This window comes from Rhodocyclus gracilis, assembly GCF_009617575.1.
Taxonomy (GTDB): domain Bacteria; phylum Pseudomonadota; class Gammaproteobacteria; order Burkholderiales; family Rhodocyclaceae; genus Rhodocyclus; species Rhodocyclus gracilis.
On sequence record NZ_WIXJ01000009.1, the window covers coordinates 1 to 22,878 of the forward strand.

23 protein-coding genes are annotated in these 22,878 nt (G+C 67.2%); 7 read left to right on the plus strand and 16 right to left on the minus strand.

The annotated features are described in order from the left end of the window. Window positions 1–72: 72 nt before the first annotated feature. On the minus strand, window positions 73–285 hold the full coding sequence (gene pufA / locus GHK24_RS11155; RefSeq protein ID WP_153472967.1) for a light-harvesting antenna LH1, alpha subunit: 213 nt from the start codon (window positions 283–285) through the stop codon (window positions 73–75). Between the two features lie 37 nt (window positions 286–322). Then, entirely contained in the window at window positions 323–472 is a 150-nt protein-coding gene (pufB, locus tag GHK24_RS13990; RefSeq protein WP_153472968.1) for a light-harvesting antenna LH1, beta subunit, read from the minus strand. A gap of 585 nt (window positions 473–1,057) precedes the next feature. Here pufB and GHK24_RS11165 point away from each other — a divergent pair. Further along, window positions 1,058–1,978, plus strand: coding sequence for an SDR family oxidoreductase (locus GHK24_RS11165; RefSeq protein ID WP_153472969.1), 921 nt, complete (start codon window positions 1,058–1,060; stop codon window positions 1,976–1,978). Window positions 1,979–2,013: 35 nt separating this feature from the next. Here the strand turns inward: GHK24_RS11165 and GHK24_RS11170 are convergent, their stop codons facing one another. Further along, window positions 2,014–3,081, minus strand: a complete 1,068-nt coding sequence (locus GHK24_RS11170) for a carotenoid 1,2-hydratase (protein ID WP_228384671.1) — start codon at window positions 3,079–3,081, stop codon at window positions 2,014–2,016. Window positions 3,082–3,219: 138 nt separating this feature from the next. Beyond that, window positions 3,220–3,687 (minus strand): DUF2269 family protein, encoded by a 468-nt coding sequence (locus tag GHK24_RS11175; RefSeq protein WP_153472970.1) that lies wholly within the window; start codon window positions 3,685–3,687, stop codon window positions 3,220–3,222. A 176-nt stretch (window positions 3,688–3,863) separates the two neighbouring features. Here GHK24_RS11175 and GHK24_RS11180 point away from each other — a divergent pair, with 176 nt between their 5' ends. Next, entirely contained in the window at window positions 3,864–4,553 is a 690-nt protein-coding gene (locus GHK24_RS11180; protein ID WP_340666175.1) for an NAD(P)-dependent oxidoreductase, read from the plus strand. 68 nt (window positions 4,554–4,621) lie between these two features. Here the strand turns inward: GHK24_RS11180 and pufA (GHK24_RS11185) are convergent, their stop codons facing one another. The 7 genes from pufA (GHK24_RS11185) to GHK24_RS11215 all read right to left on the minus strand — a co-directional run bounded on the left by pufA (GHK24_RS11185) (window position 4,622) and on the right by GHK24_RS11215 (window position 10,642). Beyond that, window positions 4,622–4,834, minus strand: a complete 213-nt coding sequence (gene pufA, locus GHK24_RS11185) for a light-harvesting antenna LH1, alpha subunit (protein ID WP_153472971.1) — start codon at window positions 4,832–4,834, stop codon at window positions 4,622–4,624. Window positions 4,835–4,845: 11 nt separating this feature from the next. Continuing rightward, window positions 4,846–5,037, minus strand: a complete 192-nt coding sequence (locus tag GHK24_RS11190; RefSeq protein ID WP_209022699.1) for a light-harvesting protein — start codon at window positions 5,035–5,037, stop codon at window positions 4,846–4,848. 58 nt (window positions 5,038–5,095) lie between these two features. Next, window positions 5,096–6,559 carry a chlorophyllide a reductase subunit Z gene (bchZ, locus tag GHK24_RS11195; RefSeq protein ID WP_153472972.1) on the minus strand — a complete coding sequence of 488 codons (1,464 nt, stop codon included), beginning with the start codon at window positions 6,557–6,559 and terminating at the stop codon, window positions 5,096–5,098. A 4-nt stretch (window positions 6,560–6,563) separates the two neighbouring features. Continuing rightward, a complete protein-coding gene (bchY, locus tag GHK24_RS11200) occupies window positions 6,564–8,030 on the minus strand; it encodes a chlorophyllide a reductase subunit Y (RefSeq protein ID WP_228384672.1) in 1,467 nt (488 codons plus the stop codon). A gap of 2 nt (window positions 8,031–8,032) precedes the next feature. Continuing rightward, a complete protein-coding gene (locus tag GHK24_RS11205) occupies window positions 8,033–9,004 on the minus strand; it encodes a chlorophyllide a reductase iron protein subunit X (RefSeq protein ID WP_209022701.1) in 972 nt (323 codons plus the stop codon). A 385-nt stretch (window positions 9,005–9,389) separates the two neighbouring features. Next, the gene (locus GHK24_RS11210; protein ID WP_153472975.1) at window positions 9,390–10,430 is read right to left on the minus strand and encodes an ADP-ribosylglycohydrolase family protein; all 1,041 of its coding nucleotides are present in this window, start codon (window positions 10,428–10,430) and stop codon (window positions 9,390–9,392) included. Next, on the minus strand, window positions 10,427–10,642 hold the full coding sequence (locus GHK24_RS11215) for a hypothetical protein (RefSeq protein ID WP_153472976.1): 216 nt from the start codon (window positions 10,640–10,642) through the stop codon (window positions 10,427–10,429). The genes GHK24_RS11210 and GHK24_RS11215 overlap by 4 nt, the downstream gene beginning before the upstream one ends. 198 nt (window positions 10,643–10,840) lie before the next feature. Here GHK24_RS11215 and GHK24_RS11220 point away from each other — a divergent pair, with 198 nt between their 5' ends. Both GHK24_RS11220 and GHK24_RS11225 read left to right on the plus strand, forming a co-directional pair. After that, a complete protein-coding gene (locus GHK24_RS11220; protein ID WP_153472977.1) occupies window positions 10,841–12,505 on the plus strand; it encodes an ATP-binding domain-containing protein in 1,665 nt (554 codons plus the stop codon). Between the two features lie 75 nt (window positions 12,506–12,580). Then, window positions 12,581–13,258 carry a CBS domain-containing protein gene (locus tag GHK24_RS11225; RefSeq protein ID WP_153472978.1) on the plus strand — a complete coding sequence of 226 codons (678 nt, stop codon included), beginning with the start codon at window positions 12,581–12,583 and terminating at the stop codon, window positions 13,256–13,258. A gap of 33 nt (window positions 13,259–13,291) precedes the next feature. Here GHK24_RS11225 and GHK24_RS11230 read toward each other — a convergent pair whose 3' ends face one another. Then, window positions 13,292–14,284 carry a helix-turn-helix transcriptional regulator gene (locus tag GHK24_RS11230; protein WP_153472979.1) on the minus strand — a complete coding sequence of 331 codons (993 nt, stop codon included), beginning with the start codon at window positions 14,282–14,284 and terminating at the stop codon, window positions 13,292–13,294. A 413-nt stretch (window positions 14,285–14,697) separates the two neighbouring features. On the opposite strand from GHK24_RS11230, the gene GHK24_RS11235 reads away from it, so the two are divergent. Then, entirely contained in the window at window positions 14,698–15,327 is a 630-nt protein-coding gene (locus tag GHK24_RS11235; protein WP_153472980.1) for a lipocalin family protein, read from the plus strand. 95 nt (window positions 15,328–15,422) lie between these two features. Here the strand turns inward: GHK24_RS11235 and GHK24_RS11240 are convergent, their stop codons facing one another. Continuing rightward, the gene (locus GHK24_RS11240) at window positions 15,423–18,515 is read right to left on the minus strand and encodes an AAA family ATPase (protein WP_153472981.1); all 3,093 of its coding nucleotides are present in this window, start codon (window positions 18,513–18,515) and stop codon (window positions 15,423–15,425) included. Continuing rightward, on the minus strand, window positions 18,512–19,657 hold the full coding sequence (locus GHK24_RS11245; RefSeq protein WP_153472982.1) for an exonuclease SbcCD subunit D: 1,146 nt from the start codon (window positions 19,655–19,657) through the stop codon (window positions 18,512–18,514). The genes GHK24_RS11240 and GHK24_RS11245 overlap by 4 nt, the downstream gene beginning before the upstream one ends. Before the next feature lie 138 nt (window positions 19,658–19,795). Between GHK24_RS11245 and GHK24_RS11250 the strand changes: the two genes are divergently transcribed. After that, entirely contained in the window at window positions 19,796–20,770 is a 975-nt protein-coding gene (locus GHK24_RS11250; RefSeq protein ID WP_340666176.1) for a DMT family transporter, read from the plus strand. A gap of 59 nt (window positions 20,771–20,829) precedes the next feature. On the opposite strand, the gene crcB is transcribed toward GHK24_RS11250, so the two are convergent. After that, window positions 20,830–21,201 carry a fluoride efflux transporter CrcB gene (gene crcB, locus GHK24_RS11255; RefSeq protein ID WP_242569205.1) on the minus strand — a complete coding sequence of 124 codons (372 nt, stop codon included), beginning with the start codon at window positions 21,199–21,201 and terminating at the stop codon, window positions 20,830–20,832. Between the two features lie 419 nt (window positions 21,202–21,620). Further along, on the minus strand, window positions 21,621–21,872 hold the full coding sequence (locus GHK24_RS11260) for a hypothetical protein (RefSeq protein ID WP_153472985.1): 252 nt from the start codon (window positions 21,870–21,872) through the stop codon (window positions 21,621–21,623). Between the two features lie 142 nt (window positions 21,873–22,014). Between GHK24_RS11260 and nifH the strand changes: the two genes are divergently transcribed. Continuing rightward, a complete protein-coding gene (gene nifH, locus GHK24_RS11265; RefSeq protein WP_153472986.1) occupies window positions 22,015–22,842 on the plus strand; it encodes a nitrogenase iron protein in 828 nt (275 codons plus the stop codon). The last annotated feature ends 36 nt before the right edge of the window (window positions 22,843–22,878 follow it).

Genomic DNA, 22,878 nt, shown 5'->3' on the forward strand with positions numbered 1-22,878 from the left:
AGCGTCCCCCGGAAACGAACGGGCGCAGGCCAACCACGCCCGCCCCCGCCCGATTCCTTCGGCAAACGACTCTTACTTCGCGGCTGCCGTAACTGGAGCCGGCGTCGTCGCGGTTTGCGAAACAACGACGGCCTTCTTGTTCGTATCGATCCAGTTGAAGCGTTCGGTACCGAGCAGGAGGAAGTGGATCAGCAGCGCGAGAACGCCCAGCCAAACGGCCGTGCCGATCATGACCGTGCGCGGATCCAGAACCAACCAAAGTTTCCATTGAGCGGGTGCAGACATGTGTAACTCCTTTTAGACAGACGTCAGAACGTGAACGTTATTGAAGCCACGGACGCCACGCCCACACCAGCGCGTGTGCAACGATCGCGACTACCGCAACGAAAGCGACGCCCTGGGTGTACAGGGTACCGAACTCCTGGGCTTCCTGTTCCGTCAGCCCGGACAGGGACTTCCTATCTTCAGCCATAGTTGTTTAACCTCCTGATGGGCCTTGCGGCCGTTACCGCGCACATCCCGCGCGGCAGGGATTTCCGTGACCCGATTCGCCACGTAAAACCATTTAAGGAAAATTCCGGAGTTTGCCGCCGAAAACTTTGGCGGATAAGCCCGAAACCCGCTGCCTTGCCAAGAACTGCCAGCCTGACGAGCGAACGTCTTTTTTGAACTGTTTTCCGTAAATACCCGGTAACTACAAATTTCACGCCGGTTTCTACGGTTTGTGGTGTTTGTGTAACATCAGCGCGGCCAGTCTACTCTGCCACCGTCAAATGTCAACTCCGCCGAAGGCCCCGGCCAAGGGGGCGCAAAGCCAGCAAAACCGGGCTCTGCAGGCTTTTCGCAAGACGCCGCACGAGAGCCCGTGGGCGGAAAAAGGCGTGTAGCCGGGGCTGACAAGGCGTGACTCCCGTGTAACAGAGTTTGCCGGCGGAGTACGATGGCATCGGGTCGCGAGGCGCGTGACGACAACGCTCAGGGGCCCACGCCATTGGGGCGTCGGCGCTACCGCGCCTGCCGCCGATGACTCTTTTATCTGCCTCACGGGAGCAGTTTCATGGCGTCACCCACCGAATTGGGACACACGACCGAGACCGGCTTCGGGCGCCGCACGACGGCTGACGACGTCACCGCAGGGCTGTCGCTGCGCGGCAAGACGATTCTCGTCACCGGCAGCACGACCGGGCTTGGTCTGGAAACCTGCCGGGCGCTGGCCCTGCGCGGCGCGCACGTACTCGGCACCGGACGCACGCAAGACGCTGCCAAACACGCGATGGACAGCCTTCGCGGCGAAGCCAATGGCTATGCCTGCGATCTCGCCGACGCCGACTCGATACGCGCCTGCATCAGCCAGATCAGGGCCGCCGGGTTCCGCCTGGATGCAATCATCGGCAACGCCGGCATCATGGCCCTGCCCACACTGCAGCAGGCGTACGGCTACGAGTTGCAGTTCTTTACCAACCACGTCGGCCATTTCATGCTGGTGACCGGATTGCTCGACCAACTGACCGATGACGGCCGTGTCGTCATGCTGAGCAGTTCGGCGCACGCCATGGCCCCGCGCGAGGGCATCCAGTTCGAGGAACTCAGCGGCGAGCGCGCGTACAGCCCATGGCGGCACTACGGACAGTCGAAACTCGCCAACCTGCTGTTCGCGAAAGAACTGCAACGCCGCTTCACGGGCACGGCAAGGACCGCCTATGCGGTGCATCCCGGCGCAACGCGAACGCAGCTGGCAAGGCACATGGGGCGTTCGGCGGCGTGGTTTACGCAGGTGGCGGGATCGCTCTTCCTACGCAATGTCGGTCAAGGGGCAGCGACAACCGTCTTCGCTGCCGTACACCCGCAGGCAACGGCGCTGGCCGGGCAGTATCTGGCTGATTGCCGGTTGGCCCGCGCCAGCAAGCGGGCGAACGACGAAGCCCTCGCCCGCCGGCTATGGACGGTCTCGGAGCACATCGTCCAGCGCCTCCCCTAGCGAGCGGCAAGAAACCGGCCGCGCGGCGGCAGACCTTAGCTACCCGGAACGCGCGGAATGCGGAAGGGCAGCAGCACCTGCACCCAGCGCGAATCGAAGCGGTCGAGGCAGACGCTTTCGTGCATCGCCGTTACCGGTTCGCCGAGCATGTGCGTCGCCAGCACGGAACGCGTGTAGAACGGCGTGTTTTCGAGCGTCGCGGTGACGCGCGCCGATTTCTGCGCGTCGACCCGCGTACCTCGCCGCATGCGCCACGCCGTCGTCGGCAGGCTCGCGTGCGGAGGCACCTCGATCTGTTCAACGCGACCGGAGGGATCGAAGTGCAGACCGAGTTCGGTGCGCTGCCCGTCGCGCCGCGTCGCATCGTAGAGAACCGCCGTGCCGCCGTCCTTCAGTTCGGCGCGCGACCATTCCCAGTAACGGAACGCCTTCTCGAGCGGCTCGCTGCCCCAGTTGGAATCGAGATAGCCGTGGCCCGACCAATGCAGGGAGGGGCGATCAAGCGCGACCTCGACACGCGCGCCCGGCGCAATCGGCGCCCAGCGGTGACGGCCGGTGCCATCAAGGAAATACGGCTGCCCCGCGACCGTGCGCGGATACAGTTTGACGGTGCCGCGAATGCGGCGCGGCAGCGGTACGGCAATTTCGTCGATGCGGATGCTCAGACAGTGGCCGTCCCATGACAACGAACTCGGCCCGATTTCCAGCCGGTCTGGCTGCCGATGCAAGGCCGAACGCCCGCGCTCGGTCATGGCCCAGCGCTTAACCTCGCCGTAGAGGGCGACGTTCAGGGAGTTGTGGTTCAGAGGATCACTGTTACGGCGCCGGCGGGCGCTCGCGTAATAGGGAGAAAAGCAGCTGCCGACCTGCGCAATCAGCGTAATACCGTGCCGCCCGTCGTCGCTGAACGCGTCGACGTACCACCACAGATAGCCGCCGGGCGAAACCGGTGCGTCAAAGCGCGGCCCGCAGCCTGGCTCGCAACCCGCTGCCGGCCCGTGATCGCCGCCATCGGCCGGCGCCGGCGCGGACTGCTTCGCTTCCGCGTCACGAGCACCGTCCGCCGATTCGGCTGCGGACGGAAGAACGTCTACCACTCGCATGCAGTCATCTCCGCATCGAAAAAGGGGCCGGGGGAAAAGACACCGGTTGAAAACACCAGGCAGCTAAATGTCCGCCCCCTGCCAATTTGCCAATTTTTGCCGACTCAGGCCTCGGGTGCGCGCCGCTTCCGGAGCGTCTTACCAAAGCTGGGGTTTAGCCACCATCACCCACATACCGATGCCGAGCGGCACCGTCGACAAGAGCCCCCACACGAGCCAGGTGGCGCTGGCCTTGCGATACGCGGCCGGCACTTCGCCGGTGATGGCGAAGTCACGCGCCCAGCCCGCCTGCTTGATCTGGATCGGCACCAGAATGCCGAGCCAGACGCCGCCGGCAATGCCCATCATGATCTGGCCGACGAGCAGCCAGGGCGTCGTCAACGACCAGCCGCCGAAGTAAGCCGCACCGAGCCCGCCAATGACCATCAGAAAACCGCCCGGCAAGGTGAAGGAGAAGTCGGTAACGGTGACCAGCCACTGCGAGAACGACATGATCTGCGTCTTGCACGAGCGGTCGGCAAACACCTTCCAGAGCGCGGTCACCGTGACATTTCCGAGCATCAATACAAGACCCAGAATGTGCAGGGTTTTGAAGAAGGCGTACATGGCGTCACCGCGAGGTCTGAAAGGCGCGGAGCATACCGACGCCCACCAGCACTGGCAAGCAAGGCCGTCGCCGGTGTCGGCGCCCTTGTGCTACATTCCGCGACGATAAAATTACCACTGGCGACGCGGGCCGGCTAAACCGAGCACTGCGATAGCCCGACACCAGGAGTCCCGCTGTGAAGGTAGTTGTTTTTGGCGCGAACGGCCGCACCGGGCGCGCGGTGCTTCTGACCCTGCTGGCTGAGGGTTATCAGGTCACGGCGTTCGCCCGCGATCCGGCGAAGCTTCCCGAATGGCCTGGTCACGATTTCGCCAAGATCAGGGGCGACGCGCTCAATCCGACTGACGTTGCACCGGCCGTCGCCGGTCAGGATGCCGTGATCGTCTGCCTCGGCGATTCGTCCAATCCGGTACTCGTGCGACTCGGCATGAAGCGGAGCACGGCGCGCAATATCTGCGAAGCCGGTACGGCCAATATCGTCGACGCCATGCAGGACGCCGGAGTGAAGCGGCTGATCTGCGTCACCGCCTACGGCATGGCGGACACGCGCCGCAAGCTGTCGCCAGCGTTCAGGGCATGGCACGTCGCCATGCAACTCGACGCGCAACTCGCCGACAAGGAACGTCAGGAACGCATCGTCCGCGCCAGTGATCTCGACTGGACGCTGGTGCGGCCGGTCGGCCTGACCGATGGCGCCTTTACCGGACGCTGGCTCGCCAGTGCCACCGGCGAGCGGCGCAAACGGACGATCAGCCGCGTCGACCTCGCCCGTTTCATCGTCGACACGCTGACGGGCGGCGGCAATCTGCACGAAGCCATCGTCGTCTCGGGGCTGACCATCAAACAGGCATTCCCCAACGACTGAAGCGCCAGCCGCGCCCACAGGAGCGAGAGGGCGATCGAGAGGTTGGGGGCCTCTCCACCCTGCGGGAATCAGTCGTGCGACGCGGCCGGCGCAGGCGCTGGAACTGCGGTCGCAGCCGCCGTCTGCGTGCTGTGCGAAGCATCGTGAACGACGTCTTTCAGCCAATAGAAGCGGTCGGCGTTAAACGCGAGGAAGTGCAGGAAGAACGCCATCCCGCTGAGAAAAACGATCAGCGACAACAGAACGGTACGCGGATCGATGATTTTCCAGGCTCGCCACATGATCGGCCTCCTTATTGCAGCCACGGACGCCACGCCCAGAGCAGGGCGTGCGCGATCAGCGCGAGCAAGGTGAAATCGCGGAAGCCGCGCAACAGCGCGGAATTGAAGGCACGCGCCTCGTCGTCCGACAGGCCCGACAGAGGATCGTCGAAGTCGTCGGCCGGATGCTGCCGGGGGTTTTCCATGGGAAGGGTCTCGGACACGTTGGTTTGTTGACTCAGCGCTGCACTAAGCGATCATTGCCATCGACGCGACGATCACTCAGGCCGTCTGCGCCGAGAAAGACTCGGCGACCTGCGCGAAGCGCGCCAGCGTGACGCGCTCCTCACCGGCCTGCCGTGCCTCGCGCTCGGCGCGGTCGCGCAAACGCTTGGCCGTCGAGATGCGTACGAGGAAAGGCTGACGCTCGACCGCATCGGCGAGTGCCGCCTCGGCGTCTTCATCCCACGGCAAGGCCGCCTGCGCACGCTTCGACGGCGTCGCATCGACCTTGTCGAGGTCGGTACCCAGCGGCAGGATGTTGAACAACGCGTCAAACAAGGCGTTGCAGTACTCCTGCACCAGATAGGTGGCGCCCGAGTAGCCCATGAACGGCGTGCCGATGGCGCGGCGGATGATGGCGCCGGGGAAGGATGCCGGGATGTAGATGGCGCGGCCGCCGGCTTCGGCGTTGTACATGCGTTCGTTGTACGAGCCGAACAGCGCCAGCGGCGGCGTCGTCTTGATCGCCGCGCGCACGGCGGCGTTGTCCATCTTGTTGCCGGGCTTGCGCGTAAACGAGAAGGCGCAGGGAATGCCGAGTTCGCTCTCGAAGAAGCGGCGCACACCGCGCTCGTAGGTTTCGCTGGCAACGATGGCAAAGGGCGCACTGGCGAAGAAGTCCTGCGTCACGCTACGCCACAGATCCCACAGGGGCTTCAGCGTCGTGTGCTTTTCCTGTTCGATGAAGGGCTGCGGGTCAACGCCGGCCACCTCGCCGAGCTTTTCCAGGAAAGCAGTGGTCGAGAACACGCCGATCGGCGCCATCAGGTAAGGCTTGCCGAGCGCTTCGCACAGCTTGCGGCCGAACTCGCGGTACATGCAGATATTGACGTCGGCGTCGGCGAGCTTCGGCACGTCGGCGATGTCGGTGCCGAGCGGGAAAACGAGGTTGATCTCGCAGCCAATACCTTCAACCAGGCGGCGGATCTCGGCGAGGTCGGACGGCATGTTGAAGACGCCGTAGGACGGGCCGATGATGTTCACGCGCGGCTTGCGACCGCCCTCGCCCATCGCCGCCATCTTCTTGCGGCCAACCGACTTCTTGCTGCCGAACTCCTTCCACAGCCAGGTCATCGCGCGGTCGGCGCTCTGCCACTGGTCCTCGTCGATGGTGCGCGGCAGGAAACGCAGCAGGCCGGCGCCCTCGGGCGTGACGCCGCCGCCGATCATCTCGGCGATCGAGCCGGTGACGACGACCGCCGGTTGCGATTGATCCTGCGTCAGCGCAGCACGGCGCATCGCGCCTTCGGTGCCGGTCATCGTCAGCTCTTCTTCCGACAGGCCGGTGGCGACGATCGGCAGTTCGTGCGGCGGCAGCGCGTCGGTGTAGTGCAGCACGGCGGTGACCGGCAGGTTCTCGCAGCCGACCGGGCCGTCAATGACGACGCGCAGCCCCTTCACCGCCGAGAAGACGTAAACAGCACCCCAGTAGCCGCCAGCGCGGTCGTGGTCGAGGACGAGCATCGGATCAGTTTCCTATGGCGTCGGCGAGATCGCCGCGGACAACTTTGGTCGGAGTGGCAACGGGAACCGCTTTCGGCTTGGCGGCGAGCGGCGCAAAGAAGTCGACCATGCGCGCGAAGCGCGACGGGTCGCGCGTCTGCGCGGCGACGATGCCGGCCAGCGCCGAAACGCCGGCGGCGCCGAACAGCGGCCGCGCCGACACCATGTTGGTGAAGTAGAGCGCGGGAATGCCGATTTCCTTGGCCGCCTGCACCAGCGGCGTGGTGCCGAGGGCGAGGTCGGGTTTGACTTCGCGCATCGCGGCGACGTCCTGTTCGAGCGCAGCGCGGAACTGCACATGCACGCCGCGTGCGGCGAGCCAGTCGCGGTCGGCCTCGTTCCACTCGGTGCGCGGCGTCGCCGTGCCGACGTAGGGCACGTCGGCGCCGGCCTCGACGAGCAGGCGGGCAACGAGCAGTTCGGAGCCTTCGTAACCGGAAACGGTGACGCGCGCCTTGATCGGGTTGGCGTCGAGCGCGGCGCGGATCGCCGGCAGCGCGGCGGCCTTGGCGGCATCGATCTGCGCGGCAGTGACGCCGGCAGCGGCGCCGACGGCTTCCAGCCAGGCGGCCGTGCCTTCGTAGCCGACCGGGCCGGAACCGACGACCGGACGACCGGCGGCGCGAAACTCGCGCACGCTGGCGGTGTAGAACGGATGCACGGCACAGGCGACGTCGGAGTCGAGCGCCGCGTACAGGTCGCGCCACTCGCGGCAGGGCAGCTGCGGCGCCACACCGAGGCCCATCGGCGCCAGCAGGCGGCCGGCAACGACCGGGTCGGCCGGGAACATCTCGCCAAGCAGCGCGATCTTCGGCCCTTCGGGCAGCGCGCCGCGCGGCCGCGCCACCGGACCGGCTTCGATCTCGTTGCGCGCATAGCGCAGCATGGCGGCGGTGAGCACGTCCTTCGCTTCGGCATGCGTCGGCACGCCGAAGCCAGGAACATCGATGCCGATGATGCGCACGCCCTCGATTTCCTTCGGCAGCAGGTCGAGCGGCACGCCGGAGGCGGTCGGCACGCACAGGTTGATGACGACGATGGCGTCGTGTTCGGCCGGGTTGGCGAGCTGGTACACCGCCTCGCGGATGTCCTCGAACAGCTTGCCGGTAACCAGCGTCTCCGAGCTGAACGGCACGTAGCCGACCGTCCGCCGCGCGCCGTAGAAGTGCGAGGTGAAGGACAGGCCGTAGACGCAGCACGCCGACCCGCAGAGGATGGTCGCCGTACGCCGCATGCGCAGACCGACGCGCAGCGAGCCGAAGGCCGGGCACATGGTCTGCGGCTGGTCGTGCGGACCGCGTGGATAGTCGGTCGCCAGCTTGGACAGCAGCGGCGCGTTGCCCGCCGCCTGCGCCGCAGCGCGCAATTCGTCGGCGCGTTCGCCGTGGCAGGCCGCGGCGTCGTTGCCGCCGGCCGTCGTGGGCGCATTCATGGTCATTCGCTTTCGTAGACGACTTCGAGCGAGGGCTGGACGACCAGCTTGCCGCCCCGCATATCAGCGGCGGTCGCCGGGTCGAGAACGATGTCGCGACCGACGGCGTCGCCCGAGAAAAGACCGAGCAGGCCTTCCTGCGAGAGCGGCGTCGGACGCACCGGCGGCGCGTCGGCGACCTGCTGCGCCAGCGCGGCGAACAGCGGGCCGTAGGGGCCATCCGGCTTGGCGATGATCTCGTAGCCGGCGCTCTTGCGCCGGATGTCCTCGTCGGCGGGAATCGCAGCGAGGATCGGGATGCCGGCCGCCGCGGCAAACGCCTGCGCCTCGCCGGTGTGGTCGTCCTTGTTGATGACGATGCCGGCGACGCCGACGTTACCGCCGAGTTTGCGGAAGTAGTCGACCGCCGAGCAGACGTTGTTGGCAACGTAGAGCGACTGCAGGTCGTTGGAACCGACGACGATCACCTTCTGGCACATGTCGCGGGCGATCGGCAGGCCGAAACCGCCACAGACCACGTCGCCAAGGAAGTCGAGCAGGACGTAGTCGAAGTCCCATTCATGGAAGCCGAGCTTTTCGAGCAGTTCGAAGCCATGGATGATGCCGCGTCCGCCGCAGCCACGACCGACTTCCGGCCCGCCCAGTTCCATGGCGTAGACGCCGTGGCGCTTGAAGCAGACGTCGCCGATCGTCACTTCCTCGCCGGCCGCCTTTTTGCGCGCCGAGGTTTCGATGATCGTCGGCACGCTACGGCCTTCGAACAGCAGCGAGGTGGTGTCGCTCTTCGGGTCACAGCCGATCAGCAGCACGCGCTTGCCTTGCTGCGCCAGCATGTAGGAGAGGTTGGAGAGCGTGAAGCTCTTGCCGATGCCGCCCTTGCCGTAGATCGCGATGATCTGCGTCTGCCGCTTGTCGGCGGCGCCGGCGGCGTCATTGTCCGTGCTTTTCGGGGCGTCTTTTTTCACGAGCTGCACGGTTTTTTCCTGGCCCTGCGTCATCTCAAGCTTCTCCACTCAAAACCTTATTCAGACAAGCTGCGCCGACGCTGGCCTCTCGGCGGGTGAAGGACGCAAGCCACGGTAACGCGCGAAAGACAGCCGATTACTGGGGTGGCGCCTTGTCGAGCGCGCAAGTTTACTCCGCGACGACTGCCTGTCAACTCGGCACAGGCCACCGCGAACGCCGAATCGGAACGCAAAAAACCATAACGATCAGAGGGTTATGAAAGCCACCCCGACCGACAGTCCGGCGGCGGCCAGAGAGCAGGAAATGTGCGGTAAACCACGCCGGGAACGCCCTTCACCACGCAAGCCCCGCAGAAAGCGATGTTAAGCCGCGCCAGCCCAGCGTTGGCAGGGTTTACGCCGACTCACTCCTGCGTGACGGACGCGCCGGCCACAGCGCCAGCAACTGCTGGACATAGCGGATCGCCGGCAAGGCATCGAGTCGCGCGACCAGACTCGCCTCGGGACAAGCGCCCTGCACGGCGAGCAGGGCGCCGGCGAGGGCGGCCGTCGTGTCGCTGTCTCCCGGATGACAGACGGCAATCGCCATCCCGCGCATGAAATCGCCGCGCGCCTGACGTGCGGCCGACAAGGCAATCGCCAGTGCCTCCTCGGCCACCCAGCCGCCGCCGAGCCGACGCGGTTCGTCGATGGACAGGCCGTGCTCGATCCATTGCCGCAGTTCCGGTGAAATGACCTTGGCGGCGAGCAATTCGCCAGCGACGCGCCTGGCCATGCGCGGCAGCGCTTCTGCCGGTGACGGCACAATCTCGGACGCTGCGCCCTCCCGTCCCGCATTCGCCTGCGCCAGCGCATGCACGAGCGCGGTGTAAAAACAATCGGCCTCGGCCGCCAGTGGATGATCGTGCGTAATGCGCGCCACCGATGCCACCAGCGACATCGCCGGCTGCGCGCAGAAGGTCGGCTCGTGGAGCAGCAACAGGGGCATGCAGCGCATCAACGAGCCAGTGCCTCGCGATGCGTTGGCTGGCCGCCGACGTCCGAGGTGGCGATGATGCAACGAGGCCATGCACGTCATCGCCGGCGCCCGCCGCTGAGTGAGCACCGCGAAACGCGTCAGCCCACGCCGCTGTTGCGGCGCCAGGCCGATCTGCCCGCGATACCAGCGCAAGAGGGCAATTTCGATGGCCGACTGCACGCGCCGGGCCGGGGCGCCGAGCAGCGCTTCGGCGAGAAAGAGCGTCATCTGCGTGTCGTCCGTAACCGACAGCGTGGCGGACGCCACCGCCTGTTGCAGATCGTCGCCGCACACCTCACGACGAAATTCGAAGTCCGCACCCAGCGCATCACCCACCGCCAGTCCTTCCAGCGCACGCGACACCGCCGCGAGACTCCGCGCCAACGCGGGCGAAGCGGCAGCCGGTTTGCGGCTCATCGCAAGCCACCGTCGATGACGACGAGCAGCAGCACGAGCAGCGAGCAGACGGCCACCCAGCGATCCCCGCTGACGCCGCCCACCCGCGAAGGGCGAGGCAAGGCGCGCGCAGCGACGGGCAAGCGCTCATTGCGCCACAGCACACCGGCCGGCGTCGGGCGGACAAAGGGCGAACGCGACGGGAGAGACAGCGGATAAATTGCGTGTGACATGGCAGGCTCCAGAGAGGGAATGCTCACCATCTTGCCGGGTGATGGGCTCACCACTCGAGCCTGCGCCACGACAAACGGCTGTGCACCGCCTCGCCCGGAGAGCTGGGCTTGGCTATGATGGCAACGTGGGCGATGCGGGACTGGCGCGCGCCGTCATCCATCCGGCATTTTCCTCTTTTCTCTTACCGCGAGCACCTGATGGCGAAAGTTTTTCCCGATGGCTGGCGCGAGATGCGCGCCACCGGCGCCGCCGAGCGCGAACTGCAAACGCTGACCCTGCTGGCCGAAGGGCTGGACGACCGCTATGCCGTCTTTCACGGCGTGCACTGGACACGCGTCGTACCGCGCCAGTTCACGCTCTACGGCGAAATCGATTTCGCCATCGTCGGGCCGACCGGCACGGTGCTGCTCATCGAGCAAAAAAGCGGCTTTCTCAGCGAAACGCCGAACGGCCTTTGCAAGCGTTACCCGAGCAGCGAGAAGAATGTCGCCGTGCAGATGGCGCGCAATACCGACGCCCTGTACGCGCGCCTGCACCAGTTTTGTGGCGGCGAACCGCCGCGTATCGAAGCCCTGCTCTACTGCCCCGACTACACGGTGCGCGAGCCGGGATCGGCCGGCATCGATCCGGCGCGCATCGTCGACGCGCGGCGACGCGACGAGCTTCTCCCCCTCATCCGCCAGCTTTTGCCGGCCAGCGGCGAGGTGCAGCCCCTGCGGCCGAAAGTGTTGCGCTTTCTTGGCGACATTCTCGAACTCGTTCCCGAGGTCAACGCCATCGTCGGCGAGGCCGAGTCCTTGTACACGCGACTTTCCGGTGGCCTTGCACACTGGGCGCGGCAGATCGACTGCACGCCGTTCCGGTTGCGCGTCGTCGCCTCCGCCGGCACCGGCAAGACGCAGCTGGCGATGGCGGTTTTCCGCGAAGCGCTGGCAGCTGGGCGGCGGCCGCTCTACGTCTGCTACAACCGCCCGCTAGCCGACCACATCGCCGTGATCGTGCCAGGGGGCGGCGAAGTCGCCACCTATCACCAGCTCGCCGACCGCGTCAGCCGCACGCTCGGCCAGCCCGTCGACTTCTCCCGCCCCGGCGCCTTCGCCCGTCTCGAAGGCTTGCTCGACCACTTCACTCCGGATGCCACCTGGCAGTTCGACGCACTCATCGTCGACGAAGGGCAGGACTTCGCCCCCGCCTGGGCCGCCAATCTGCTGCGCCTGCTGCGCCCCGAGGGGCGCGCCTGGTGGCTCGAAGACCCCATGCAAAATCTTTACGGTCGCCCGCCCGTCGATCTGCCGGGCTGGGTGACGCTGCGCGCGCGCACCAACTATCGCAGCCCGCACCGCGTCGTCGACCTGCTCAACCGCCTGCTCGCCCTCGATCCGCCGGCCGAAGCCGGCAGCCCGATCGACGGCGGCGAGGTCGATATCAGCACCTACGCCGACGGCGATACCGCCGACCTCGTCGCCAAAAGCACTGCGGCCATCACCCGCGCCATCGGCGCCGGCTTTCGCCGCCCCCACATCGCCCTGCTCACCTATCGCGGCCGCGAACACTCCCAGCTGACGCCCTACGAAAAACTCGGCCCCTACCCGCTACGCGCGCCGACCGGGCGTTACGACCTCTTCGGCAGTCAGGAGACGACCGACGGCGACGTCCTCATCGACTCGGTGCACCGCTTCAAGGGACGCGCCGCGCCGTGCGTGATCTTCACCGAAATCGACTTCGCCACCCTCGACGAGAAAGCCGTACGCCGCCTCTTCGTCGGCGCCACGCGCGCTACCATGCGCCTGTCGCTGATACTCTCGGCAAGTGCCGCACGCACCCTGTTCGGCAGCAGCGACGCGACTCACCACGTCGACTGAGCGACGTTTGCGACGGCCGCCGATGAGCACGCGACGCAGCACCCTCAGGACACGACATGCCCCAGGGAGGAAGCGATGTTTTCGATCTACGGTCTGAGCGGCCCGGAGTTTCGCGGCACGCTCGAAGAGCTCGGACAGCTGCCAGCGGTCAATGAAGCGCGGCGCGTGCGCGCCGTGCGCGGCAAAGCCGGTAGTGGCAGCAAGGCCGAGGATGGCAGCACCTTCGCCACCTACGTCGATGCCACGCTAGGCAGTGGCGCGGCAGCGCGCAGCGGCGCCGGTAACGACGCGGTACTTGCCTACCAGTCGATGACGCATGCCGACCCCGAACGCGGGCCGCTCTACCGCGCCTGGCAGGTCATGGAACGCCGGGTCATCAGCGTCACCGGCGACGATCCGGCCGAGCGCGCCTATCAGGTGCTGCTCGGCAACGCCATCCGCCAGGCGCCGGTGCTGGGCGGCGACGGTCTGCTCATCGGCATCGTCAGCGAACGCAATCTGCTCACCGCGCTCAACATCGAGGGCGGGCGCATTCGCGACGTCATCGGCCGGCGGGTACGCGATCTGATGACCTCGCCGGTCGTCTGCGCCGATCCGGGCACGGACCTGCGGCGCATCGCCCAGGTCATGCTCGACGACGACGTCGACGGTGTGCCAGTTGTCAGCGACAGCGGCGTGCTGGTCGGCTTTGTCTCGCGCAGCGACATTCTCGGCGCCGTCGTCGCCACACCACCACTCAGCCTCTGGCGTTAGGCGCTGGCCGCCGACGGCAGCGGGCCGCCAGCCTCAGGCGACGGGCGCTCCGCTGTAGTGGGCCAGGGCGGCATTGAGCGCCAGCGCAACCGTCTCGCGTAAGGATTCGGGGGCCATCACCTCGCATTCCGGCCCGTATTTGAGGATGTCCATCACCAGCTCGCGCGGATCGGCGTAGGGGATTTCCAGCAGATAGCTGCCGTCCTCGGCGAAACGTCCTTTCTGCTTCGGATGCCAGAACTCGGCCGCAACCCAGCGTGCCCGCGTCGGCGAAAAGCGCAACGTCGCCCAGTGCAGCGCGCGCCCGCCGAAAATGCCGTAGCCGGGGCCAAGCACCGCGTCGACGGTACGGTTGGAGACCTCGCGCGCCGGCTTCTCGATCACCTCGGCGCGCTGGATCGAGTCGATGGCGAAGTTGCGCAGCTCGCGCCGCAGGTGGCACCAGGCGTCGAGGTACCAGTTTTCGCGGTAGTGCACGATGCGCTGCGGCGATACCTCGCGCACCGATAGTTCGGCCTTGCCGCGTGCGTAGTAGTGAATGTGCAGGCGCTTGCGCCGCAGCAAGGCGGAACCGACCTTTTCGAAATGCGTCAGTTTCATCGCCCGCTTGCCGATGCCGACGATGAGCACGCGCTGCCGGATTTCTTCGGCGGCGTTATCGGCGGTGCCGAGCAGGCCATTCAGGCGCGCCATCAGCGGCTGCACATGCGGCGCCAGCATGCCGCCCTGATCGAGGTTGGCCAGCAGATGCTGCATGGTCAGCAAGGCGTGGATTTCCTGCGACGAGAACCACAGACCCGGCAGTTCGTACTGGCCGCCGACGCTCGCCGACAGGGTCTCGAAGCGGTAACCGCCGGCCTCGCGATCCCAGACAATCGGCGCATTGAGGCGATTGCGCATGTATTCAAGATCGCGCTTCAAGGTCGCGCGCGATACCTCAAGCGCCTCCTGTAGCTGGCCGAAGCTGACCAGCCGCCGTTCGTTGATCAACTGATCGATCTTGTAGAAGCGCTCCGTGCGATTCATGCGTCGGCATCCTTGCGTGTCGAAGAAGCGTGAGTTTGCCAAGGCCAGCGATGGCCGGCACACGCTGACCGACAATGCTACGCGATGCCATTGGCGAAGAAAACGCGGCGCGGATCGCGGCAGGCCGGCCCGCCACCGCGCTCTCGCCGCCAGAGGCGCCCCGCGCCGAGACATCACTGCGGCATCGCCGCCCATGTCCGCGCCAACTCTGGCACACTCGCCAAACGCGGCGCGCCGCCTCGACGCGCCGCAATGGCCGAGCCGCCCAAGGCAGCCCCGTTGCCAGACACTGCCGCACACTGCCACGTATCGCCACAGACTGGCGGACCCTGCGCCGCCTGCAGCCCGATCACTCCCTGAACCCCGCCTCGCAACCTTCCCAACACCATCGCCCTGACGAGTCCGCCCCTATCATGAATCCTGGTCCCCTCTGCCGGCAGGCGATCATCCTTGCCGGCGTGCTGCTCTGCCTCACACCCGCCGCCGCGCGCGCCGATGACGAAACGCCCGCCCCGGTACAGGCCGTGCCGGCGGTCGACCTCGCGCGCTATCTCGGCAAATGGTACGAAATCGCCCGCTTCCCGCTGTTCTTCCAACGCATCTGCATCGGTGACACCACCGCCGAGTACGGCCAGCGTGCGGACGGCGACATCTCGGTGACCAACCGCTGCCGCACCGAGGAGGGCTTCAGCCAGATCGTCGGACGTGCCTGGGCGGTCGAAGGCTCGGCGAATGCGCGTCTGAAAGTGCAGTTTTTCTGGCCGTTCCGCGCCGATTACTGGGTCATCGGCCTCGCCGACGACTACCGCTGGGCCGTCGTCGGCAACCCGAATCGCCGCTACCTGTGGATTCTCTCGCGCACGCCGACGCTGCCGGCGGAACAGCTTGCCGCCGCCGAAGCGGCCGCCCGTGCGCAGGGCTTCGACCTGCGCCAGCTGAGCTACACGCACCAGAGCGGCGACACCGCCGCGCTCAAGGGCGCACAAGACAACGCCGACACGAGCGCGCCCTCCCCCGCCAAAGGCACCGACACACCGCGCTGAGCGCAGGCCGGCGGCGCGCTTTCTGCCGCAGCGGCACACCGTCATTCCGCTACTTCGGCACTTCGCCGCGCAGACGCCAAACGCGGCGTCCCCGCTCAGAGCGAAAAACGCGCGACGCTGCCGCGCACGCCGCGCTGCACTTCGAGGCGCGCCGGCATCCACTCCTTGAGTTCGGCGACGTGCGAAATGATGCCGACCATGCGCCCGGACTGCTGCAGGTCTTTCAGCGCGCTGATGGCGGCGTCGAGCGCCTCCGGATCGAGCGTGCCGAAGCCTTCGTCCACAAAGATGGCGTCGAGGCGGATACCGCCCGCCGCTGCCTGCACCACGTCCGACAAGCCCAATGCCAGCGCCAGCGAGGCGAGGAATGACTCGCCGCCGGACAAGGTCGCCACCGGCCGCGTGCTGCCGGTATGGTGGTCGAACACATCGAGATCAAGCCCGGCCGCCGCGCGCTGGTCGTGCGCCACCTCGCGCCGCCGCATTTCGTAACGCCCCCGGCTCATCACCGACAGGCGCTGCGTCGTCGCCACCAGCACCCGTTCTAGCAGGGTCGCCAGCACGTAGCGTTGCAGCGACAGGCGTTGCGGATTGTTGCCGGAGGCTGCATCGGCGACGTGCCGCAGCACTCCGTAATGCGCCTCCAGCGCGCCGTGTTCGCGACTCAGCGCGCTGACCGCCGTCGCCAGACGCTGACTGGCGGCGAGCGTCGCCTGCGCCTCCTGCGCGGCGCGCGCAGCAACGAGCTGGGCGCGCCGCGCCGCCTCGTGTGCCGACTGCACTTCGGTAAGCGGCGGACGCGTCTGCCCGGCCACGGTGCCGCTGGCACGGGCCAATCGTTCACCAGCCGCCGCCACGGCGCCATCGTGAGCCGCCAAAGCGCGTTCGAGCGCGGCGCACTGCGCCGCCTCACGTTGCGCCGCCTGCCAGGCGCAATCATCGGCAAAACCGGCGCTGCCAAGGGCTGCCCGCCAGTCGGCCTCGGCGCGTGCCGCTGTCTGCGTCTGCCGGGTCAGCGCCTGCGTGCCTTCGGCGACGCGCGTCTGCGCGCTGGCCTGTGCTTCGCCCGCCTGCCGCAGGGCGGCGACAGCGGCGGCCTGTGCGGCGTCGAGGCGCGCCAGCTCGGCCCGCGCGGCCTGACGGGCAGCATCGACCGCCGGCGGCGTCGTCAGGTGGGCGAAGGCTGGCGGAATGCCGGCCAGACGCTCCTGATACTGGCCGGCACGCTGCGCGTGCCGTGCCTGCGCTTCCTGCGCCTCGGCCTCGGCGCGCTGCCGGAGGCTCTCGGCAGCGGCCAGTGCATTCGCCGCGTCCGTCAGCGCCGCTTCGTGCGCGGGCAAGGCTGCCTTTGCGGCCCGTGCGCCGGCCAGTGCGCCTTCGCTAGCCTGCAAGTAAGCCTGCAACTCGGCGAGCGGCGTATTGCGTGCCTCGCCCAAGGCGCGTTCGAGGTCTGCCGTGCGCGCGCGCCCGAGATCGTGGGCCTGCTGCGCGGCAAACGCCTGCTGCCGGGCCAGCGCCGCGACGCGCTCGGCCTCGCTCTGCGCGCGTTCGGCGGCTTGCAGATCGGCGTCGTGCACTACTGCTGCCACGTCGGCACTGGCATGGCGCGCCGGCGCCGGATGCTCCCGTGCGCCACAGACCGGGCAGGCGTCGCCGTCGCGCAAGGTGTGCGCGAGACGTTCGGCCTGACTCGCCAGCCAGCCCGCCGCCGTGTGCTCGCGCTGCTGCCGCGCACGTACCAGCGCCACCTCGGCCGCCTGCGCGGCCTGCTGCACCGCGTGCAGCGTTGCCTGCACGCCGACCTGTGCCGCGAGGTGCTGGGCGAGTTCGCTGTGCTGCCGGACGAGGTTGCGCGCCTGTGCTTCTTCGGCCACCGCACCGGTCAGGCGCGCTGCGGCCAGCCGTGTCGCGGCCAGCGTCTGCTCGGCGGCGGTCTGCGCGGCGCGACACGCCTGCGTCGCCTGCTCCTGGCGCGTGCGCTCGGCACTACGCTGACGCAGAGTGGCCTCGGCCTGCTGAAGCTCCTCGCGCAGTTGGGCGAGCGCACTGATGCGCGCCGCCAGCGCATCGAGCTCGAGCGCGTCGGCAGTCAGCGTGCGGCGCTGCGGCGCTTTTGCCTCTTCGGCGGCCAGAGCGGCCGTCGCTGTCGCATGACGCGTCTGCGCGCTCGTCAGCGCTTCCTGCGCGGCGCGCAGGCGGGCGGCGTCTTCATCGCGTTGGCGCTGCGCTTCGCGCGCGGCATGGGCAAGTGGCCGCAAGGCGGCGGCACGACTGGCAGCCTGCCACTCGGCGCGACGCGCGGCCCAGCTCGGCTGCGCCGCCTGCAATTCCTTGACTGCCGCCTGCGCCGCATCGAATTCGGCAAAACGCTCGGCGACCTGCCGTGCCTCGGTCAGCGCTTGTTCGGCGTGCTGCGCGGTGCGCGTCGCCGCCTGCTCGGCCTGCCGCGCGGCGGTCAATGCGGCCTCGTGTGCCTGCACCTGCGCCGCCAGCGCCACCTCGTCGGCCGCACCGCTCTGTTCAAGCAGCGCCTGCCGGCGGGCGCGCACCGTCTCGGCATCGCGTTCCAGGGTGCGTGCCGATTCCTTCAGCGACTCTTCGACGCGGCGGTACAACTCGGTGCCAAAAAGGGTTTGCAGGATCTTTTCACGTTCGCTGGTCGACGCCGTGAGGAATTCGCGAAAGCGCCCCTGCGGCAAGAGGATGACCTGGCGGAACTGGCGGCTGTCGAAGCCCAGCAAGTCGCTCACCGCCCGCGTGACATCGCTCCAGCCAGCCGCCAGCGGCACGAGGGCGGGCGGCCCATCGGCATCGGCGTTCCCGCTATCGAGGCGCCACAGCGCGGCCTGCGGACTTTGCCGGGTTTCGCCGCCACCGCGTTTGGCCGGACGCATCTGCTCGGGAACGCGATGCACACGATAGTGCTGCTCGCCGAGCGCGAAATCGAGGCTGACTTCGGTGAGCGTGCCGGCGGCAGCGTGGTGGCTGCGTAACTGCCGGCCCTCGCGTTCGCCGCCCGAACTGTCGCCGTAGAGCGCGAAGGCGATGCCATCGAGGATGCTGGTCTTGCCCGCGCCGGTCGGCCCGTGAATGAGGAAAAACGTCTGCGCGCCCAGTTCGCCAAAATCAATGGTCTGCCCGCCGGCGAAGGGGCCAAACGCGCACAGCTCGAGGCGTAGCGGCTTCATGGCGCCTCCACCTTGCGCAGCGCGTCGGCAAACACCGCACGCGCCGGATCGCCGAGCTCTGTTGCAAACACGTCGCGGTAGAAGGCGGCGAAGAGGTCTTCAGGGCGCTGTCGGCGATGATCGCCAGCCACCCGGGCGGCGCCCTCGCCGCTGCCGAGGCTCGCGAAACGCAGCTCCAGCAGATTCGGATAGACGGTGCGCAGCCGCGCCATCGGGTCGAGCACCGGCTCGGCATCGTCAAGCTCGATGCACAGATAGTCGTCGCGCGCGCCGCGCGGATCGGGGTGCTGCAACAGATCGGCGAAGCGACCGCGCACGATGCGCAGATCGTGCCGGGGCGTCAGCGCTACCATCCGCACCTGCGGCACGCCGTCGGCGGGCAGATCGACGATGGAGACACTCTTTTCCTGTGCCGCCTCGGCAAACGAATACTTGAGCAGCGAACCGGCATAGCGCAGCTGCGGCGCGCCGGCCGACTGCGGCCGATGCAGATGGCCAAGGGCAACGTAGTCAAAACCGGCGAAGAGATCGGCCCCCACCGCCCCGGAACCGCCGACGGCCAGCGCGCGCTCCGACTCCGATTCGCTGGCACCGGCAACGAAGGCGTGGGCGACGAGCACCGAGCGCGCGGCAGACGACATCTGCGTACGCACGCGCGCCAGCACCAGAGCGAGCGCCGCCGCATGGTCGTCGATGCGCACCGGATCGGCGTCGGCCGCGGCGAGCGCACGGGCAAATACCGGCTCAACGTAGGGAACAGGCCAGATTTCGACCTCGCCATGCGCATCGCGCAGGCGCAGGGGCGACAGGTCATCGAGCGTGCCGCGCAGGAGGAGCCCACGCTCGCGGCAGATGCGGCCGACGAAGCCGATGCGCTCGGCGCTGTCATGGTTGCCGGCGATGACGACGACCGGAATGCCGGCTGCCATTACCAGCTGCGCCAACACCTCGTCGAGCAAGGACACGGCCTCCGCCGGCGGCTGCGCGCGGTCGTAGACGTCACCGGCGATGACCACGAGATCGACCGCTTCATCGCGCGCCAGCGCCACCAGTTGTGTCAGCAGATACGCCTGATCGTCGAGCAGCGACAGACCGTGCAGATAGCGGCCGAGGTGCCAGTCGGCGGTGTGCAGGATTTTCATGGCGGGCGCATGGGCGGTCGGGAAGCCGCCGATTCTAGCAAGCGCCGGCCCCGCGCCCGTACTTGCCGTAGCGGCGGCAGGCGACGATCATGCGCGCAACCGCCAGTCACCCTTCCCGCATTCCCCCGGATATCGCCAGTGAAAAACCATCCCACCCTTCTGGGCGTTGCCTGCGCGCTTGGCGCCGGACTCGCCTGGGGGCTGGTGTTCGTGATTCCGCTCGTGCTCATCGACTACCCGCCCGTATTGCTCGCGGTCGGTCGTTACGTCGCCTTCGGCCTCATCGCCCTGCCCCTGGCGCTGCATGGCCGCGCGCAACTGCGCCAGCTCGGCCGGGCCGACTGGTGGCGTGCGCTGGAGCTTGCCGCCGTTGGCAACCTCGCCTACTACGCCCTGCTCGCCTCGGCGATCCAGCGCGCCGACGCACCGCTGCCGACGGTCATCATCGGCACCCTGCCCATCGTCATTGCCATCGCCGCCAACTACAGCGAGCGCGCACTCGCCTGGCGGCGGCTGGTGCCGTCGCTGCTCGTCATCGCTGCGGGCATCGTGCTGGTCAACCGGGAAGAGCTGGCGCGTCTGGCAGCGACGGACAGCACGCGCAGTGCCGACGATCTGCGGCTCGGTGCCCTCCTCGCCGTCGGCGCCGTGCTCTGCTGGACCTGGTACCCGCTGCGCAACGCCCGCTGGTTGCAGGCGCGTCCACAGCTCGCCTCAGGCGCCTGGGCGACGGCGCAAGGGCTGGCGACGCTGCCGCTGGCGCTGCTGCTCTTTGCCGCCATGAGCGTCTGGCCGGCGCTGCCGACAGCGGAGACGGCTGCAAGCGCCCCGTTTGCCTGGCCGCTCGGGCCGACGCCGGGCAAATTCATGGCGCTCATGCTGCTGATCGGTCTCCTCGCCTCGTGGCTCGGCACCCTGCTCTGGAACCGCGCCAGCCAGCTGCTGCCGACGGCGCTGTCCGGCCAGTTCATCGTCTTCGAGACCGTCTCGGCGCTCGCCTATGCCTTCATCTGGCGGGGCGAAGCGCCGGCACCGATCACGCTGCTGGGGATTGCGCTGCTTCTCGCGGGTGTCGTTCTTGGCGCACGCGCGGTACGCGCTGCAACACCTTAGTGCGCCTTAGCGCGCCGCGCCGTGCCAAACGCCGGACCAGGGCGACACCAAGGGCCAGCTCAGCGCGCCTGCACAAGCTGCCAGGACGCCAGCCCGGCCAGCGTCGCCAGCAAGGAACCACCGACGTGCACGGCGATGGCGGCGATCGCCATGCTCAGGCGGCCCTGTTGCAAGAGGCTCACCACTTCGGCGGAAAACGTCGAAAAGGTCGTCAGACCGCCGCAGAAGCCGGTGATGATGAAAAGCCGCCATTCGAGGGCAAGGCCGGGGGCCTGCGCGAAGCCGGCGACGGCAAGCCCGACGATGTAGCCACCAATGAGGTTGGCGGCGAGCGTCCCCGGCGGCAGGGACGGAAACAGCTCATTGAGCTTGCTCCCCAGGCCCCAGCGCAGCAAGGCGCCGAGCATCGCACCGAGGGAAATGGCGATCATCGGCTTCCACATCGTCAGAGCGCCCCTTTCATCGCTGCGTGCATCGGCGTATGCATCGGCGCGCTCAGTGGGTGACGACCCCGCCCCCGCCGCGCCCGGGCCGGTGTGCCGACGGCGCGCCATAGGAGCGCGAAGGGCGCGCGCGAAGCAACGCGGGAGAAGGCAGCGGCGGAATCGGGAGAGCGCATCGGGTGAACGTGGCGTAAGGGGCGGCCAGAGAGCGTGCCAAGCCGCCAGTGTCACGCCTTGCTGGCTGAAATTCAACCGCCCGTGCAGTACGGCTGCGCGCCGGCAGGTCACCGTCTCGCCCGCAGCAACCGCAATGGCCGCCCGCCCCCTTCAGCGCAAGCCCGCCCTCGCTGCCCCTCTGCGGGGCGCCTCCGCCCTCGACGTCCCAGCGCGGCGACCAGCGATTTCGTTCATTTACGAATAAAGCCGGCGACTTCTTTCCATTTCGTACGAAACGGGAAATCACGCGGGCGAAATAAAGCGAAAAAATCCATCGCCCGCCCCCACACCGCGCCGCCAACCCCGCTTTTGCTGGCACCGCCAAATCCTTGGAAATACCTGCGCTGACCGGGGAAATCGTCCCTGATCTCGACAACGCCGAAACCACATGGCGCAAGGGTTTTACGATCTTGGCACGCTCCCTGCATTACTGCTGCGTGCACGGCCCAGACTCTGGTGCTGGCGTAGTCAGACGATCAGCGATACACGGAGCCCCTATTCCGGATGTCGCCCGCCTGTCGGGAAATGATCGATCGCACGACGAGAGCTGTCCCCGATTCATCAACGATTCCAGGAGAAATAACCATGACTCGCAAGGTGGCAATTTACGGCAAGGGTGGTATCGGAAAATCGACGACGACGCAAAACACGGCCGCCGCGCTCGCTTATTTCCATAACAAAAAAGTATTCATCCACGGCTGCGACCCGAAAGCCGACTCGACCCGGCTGATTCTCGGCGGCATGCCGCAACAAACCCTGATGGACGTGCTGCGCGACCACGGCGCCGAGAAGGTCACCAACGAAATGGTGATCCGCAAGGGCTTCAAGGACATCCAGTGCGTCGAATCCGGCGGCCCGGAACCCGGCGTCGGTTGCGCCGGTCGTGGCGTCATCACCGCCATTGATCTGATGGAGGAAAGCGGCGCCTACACCGACGACCTCGACTTCGTTTTCTTCGACGTACTCGGCGACGTCGTGTGTGGCGGTTTCGCCATGCCGATCCGCGATGGCAAGGCGCAGGAAGTGTACATCGTCGCCTCCGGCGAAATGATGGCGATTTACGCCGCCAATAATATCTGCAAGGGTTTGGTGAAATACGCCAAGCAAAGCGGCGTGCGTCTCGGCGGCATTATCTGCAATAGCCGCAAGGTCGATGGTGAAAGGGAATTCCTTGAAGAATTCACGGCCGCCATCGGCACCAAGATGATTCACTTCGTGCCGCGCGATAACGTCGTTCAGAAAGCCGAATTCAATAAAAAGACGGTGACGGAATTTAATCCGGAAGAAAACCAGGCCTTCGAGTATCGCGAGCTGGGCCGGAAAATCATCGAAAACGAGGATTTCGTCATTCCGAAACCCCTCACCATGGACCAGCTGGAAGCCATGGTCATCAAATACGGTCTGGCGGATTGAGGCGAGCCGGATCAATCACGACCTCGCGCATGGAGC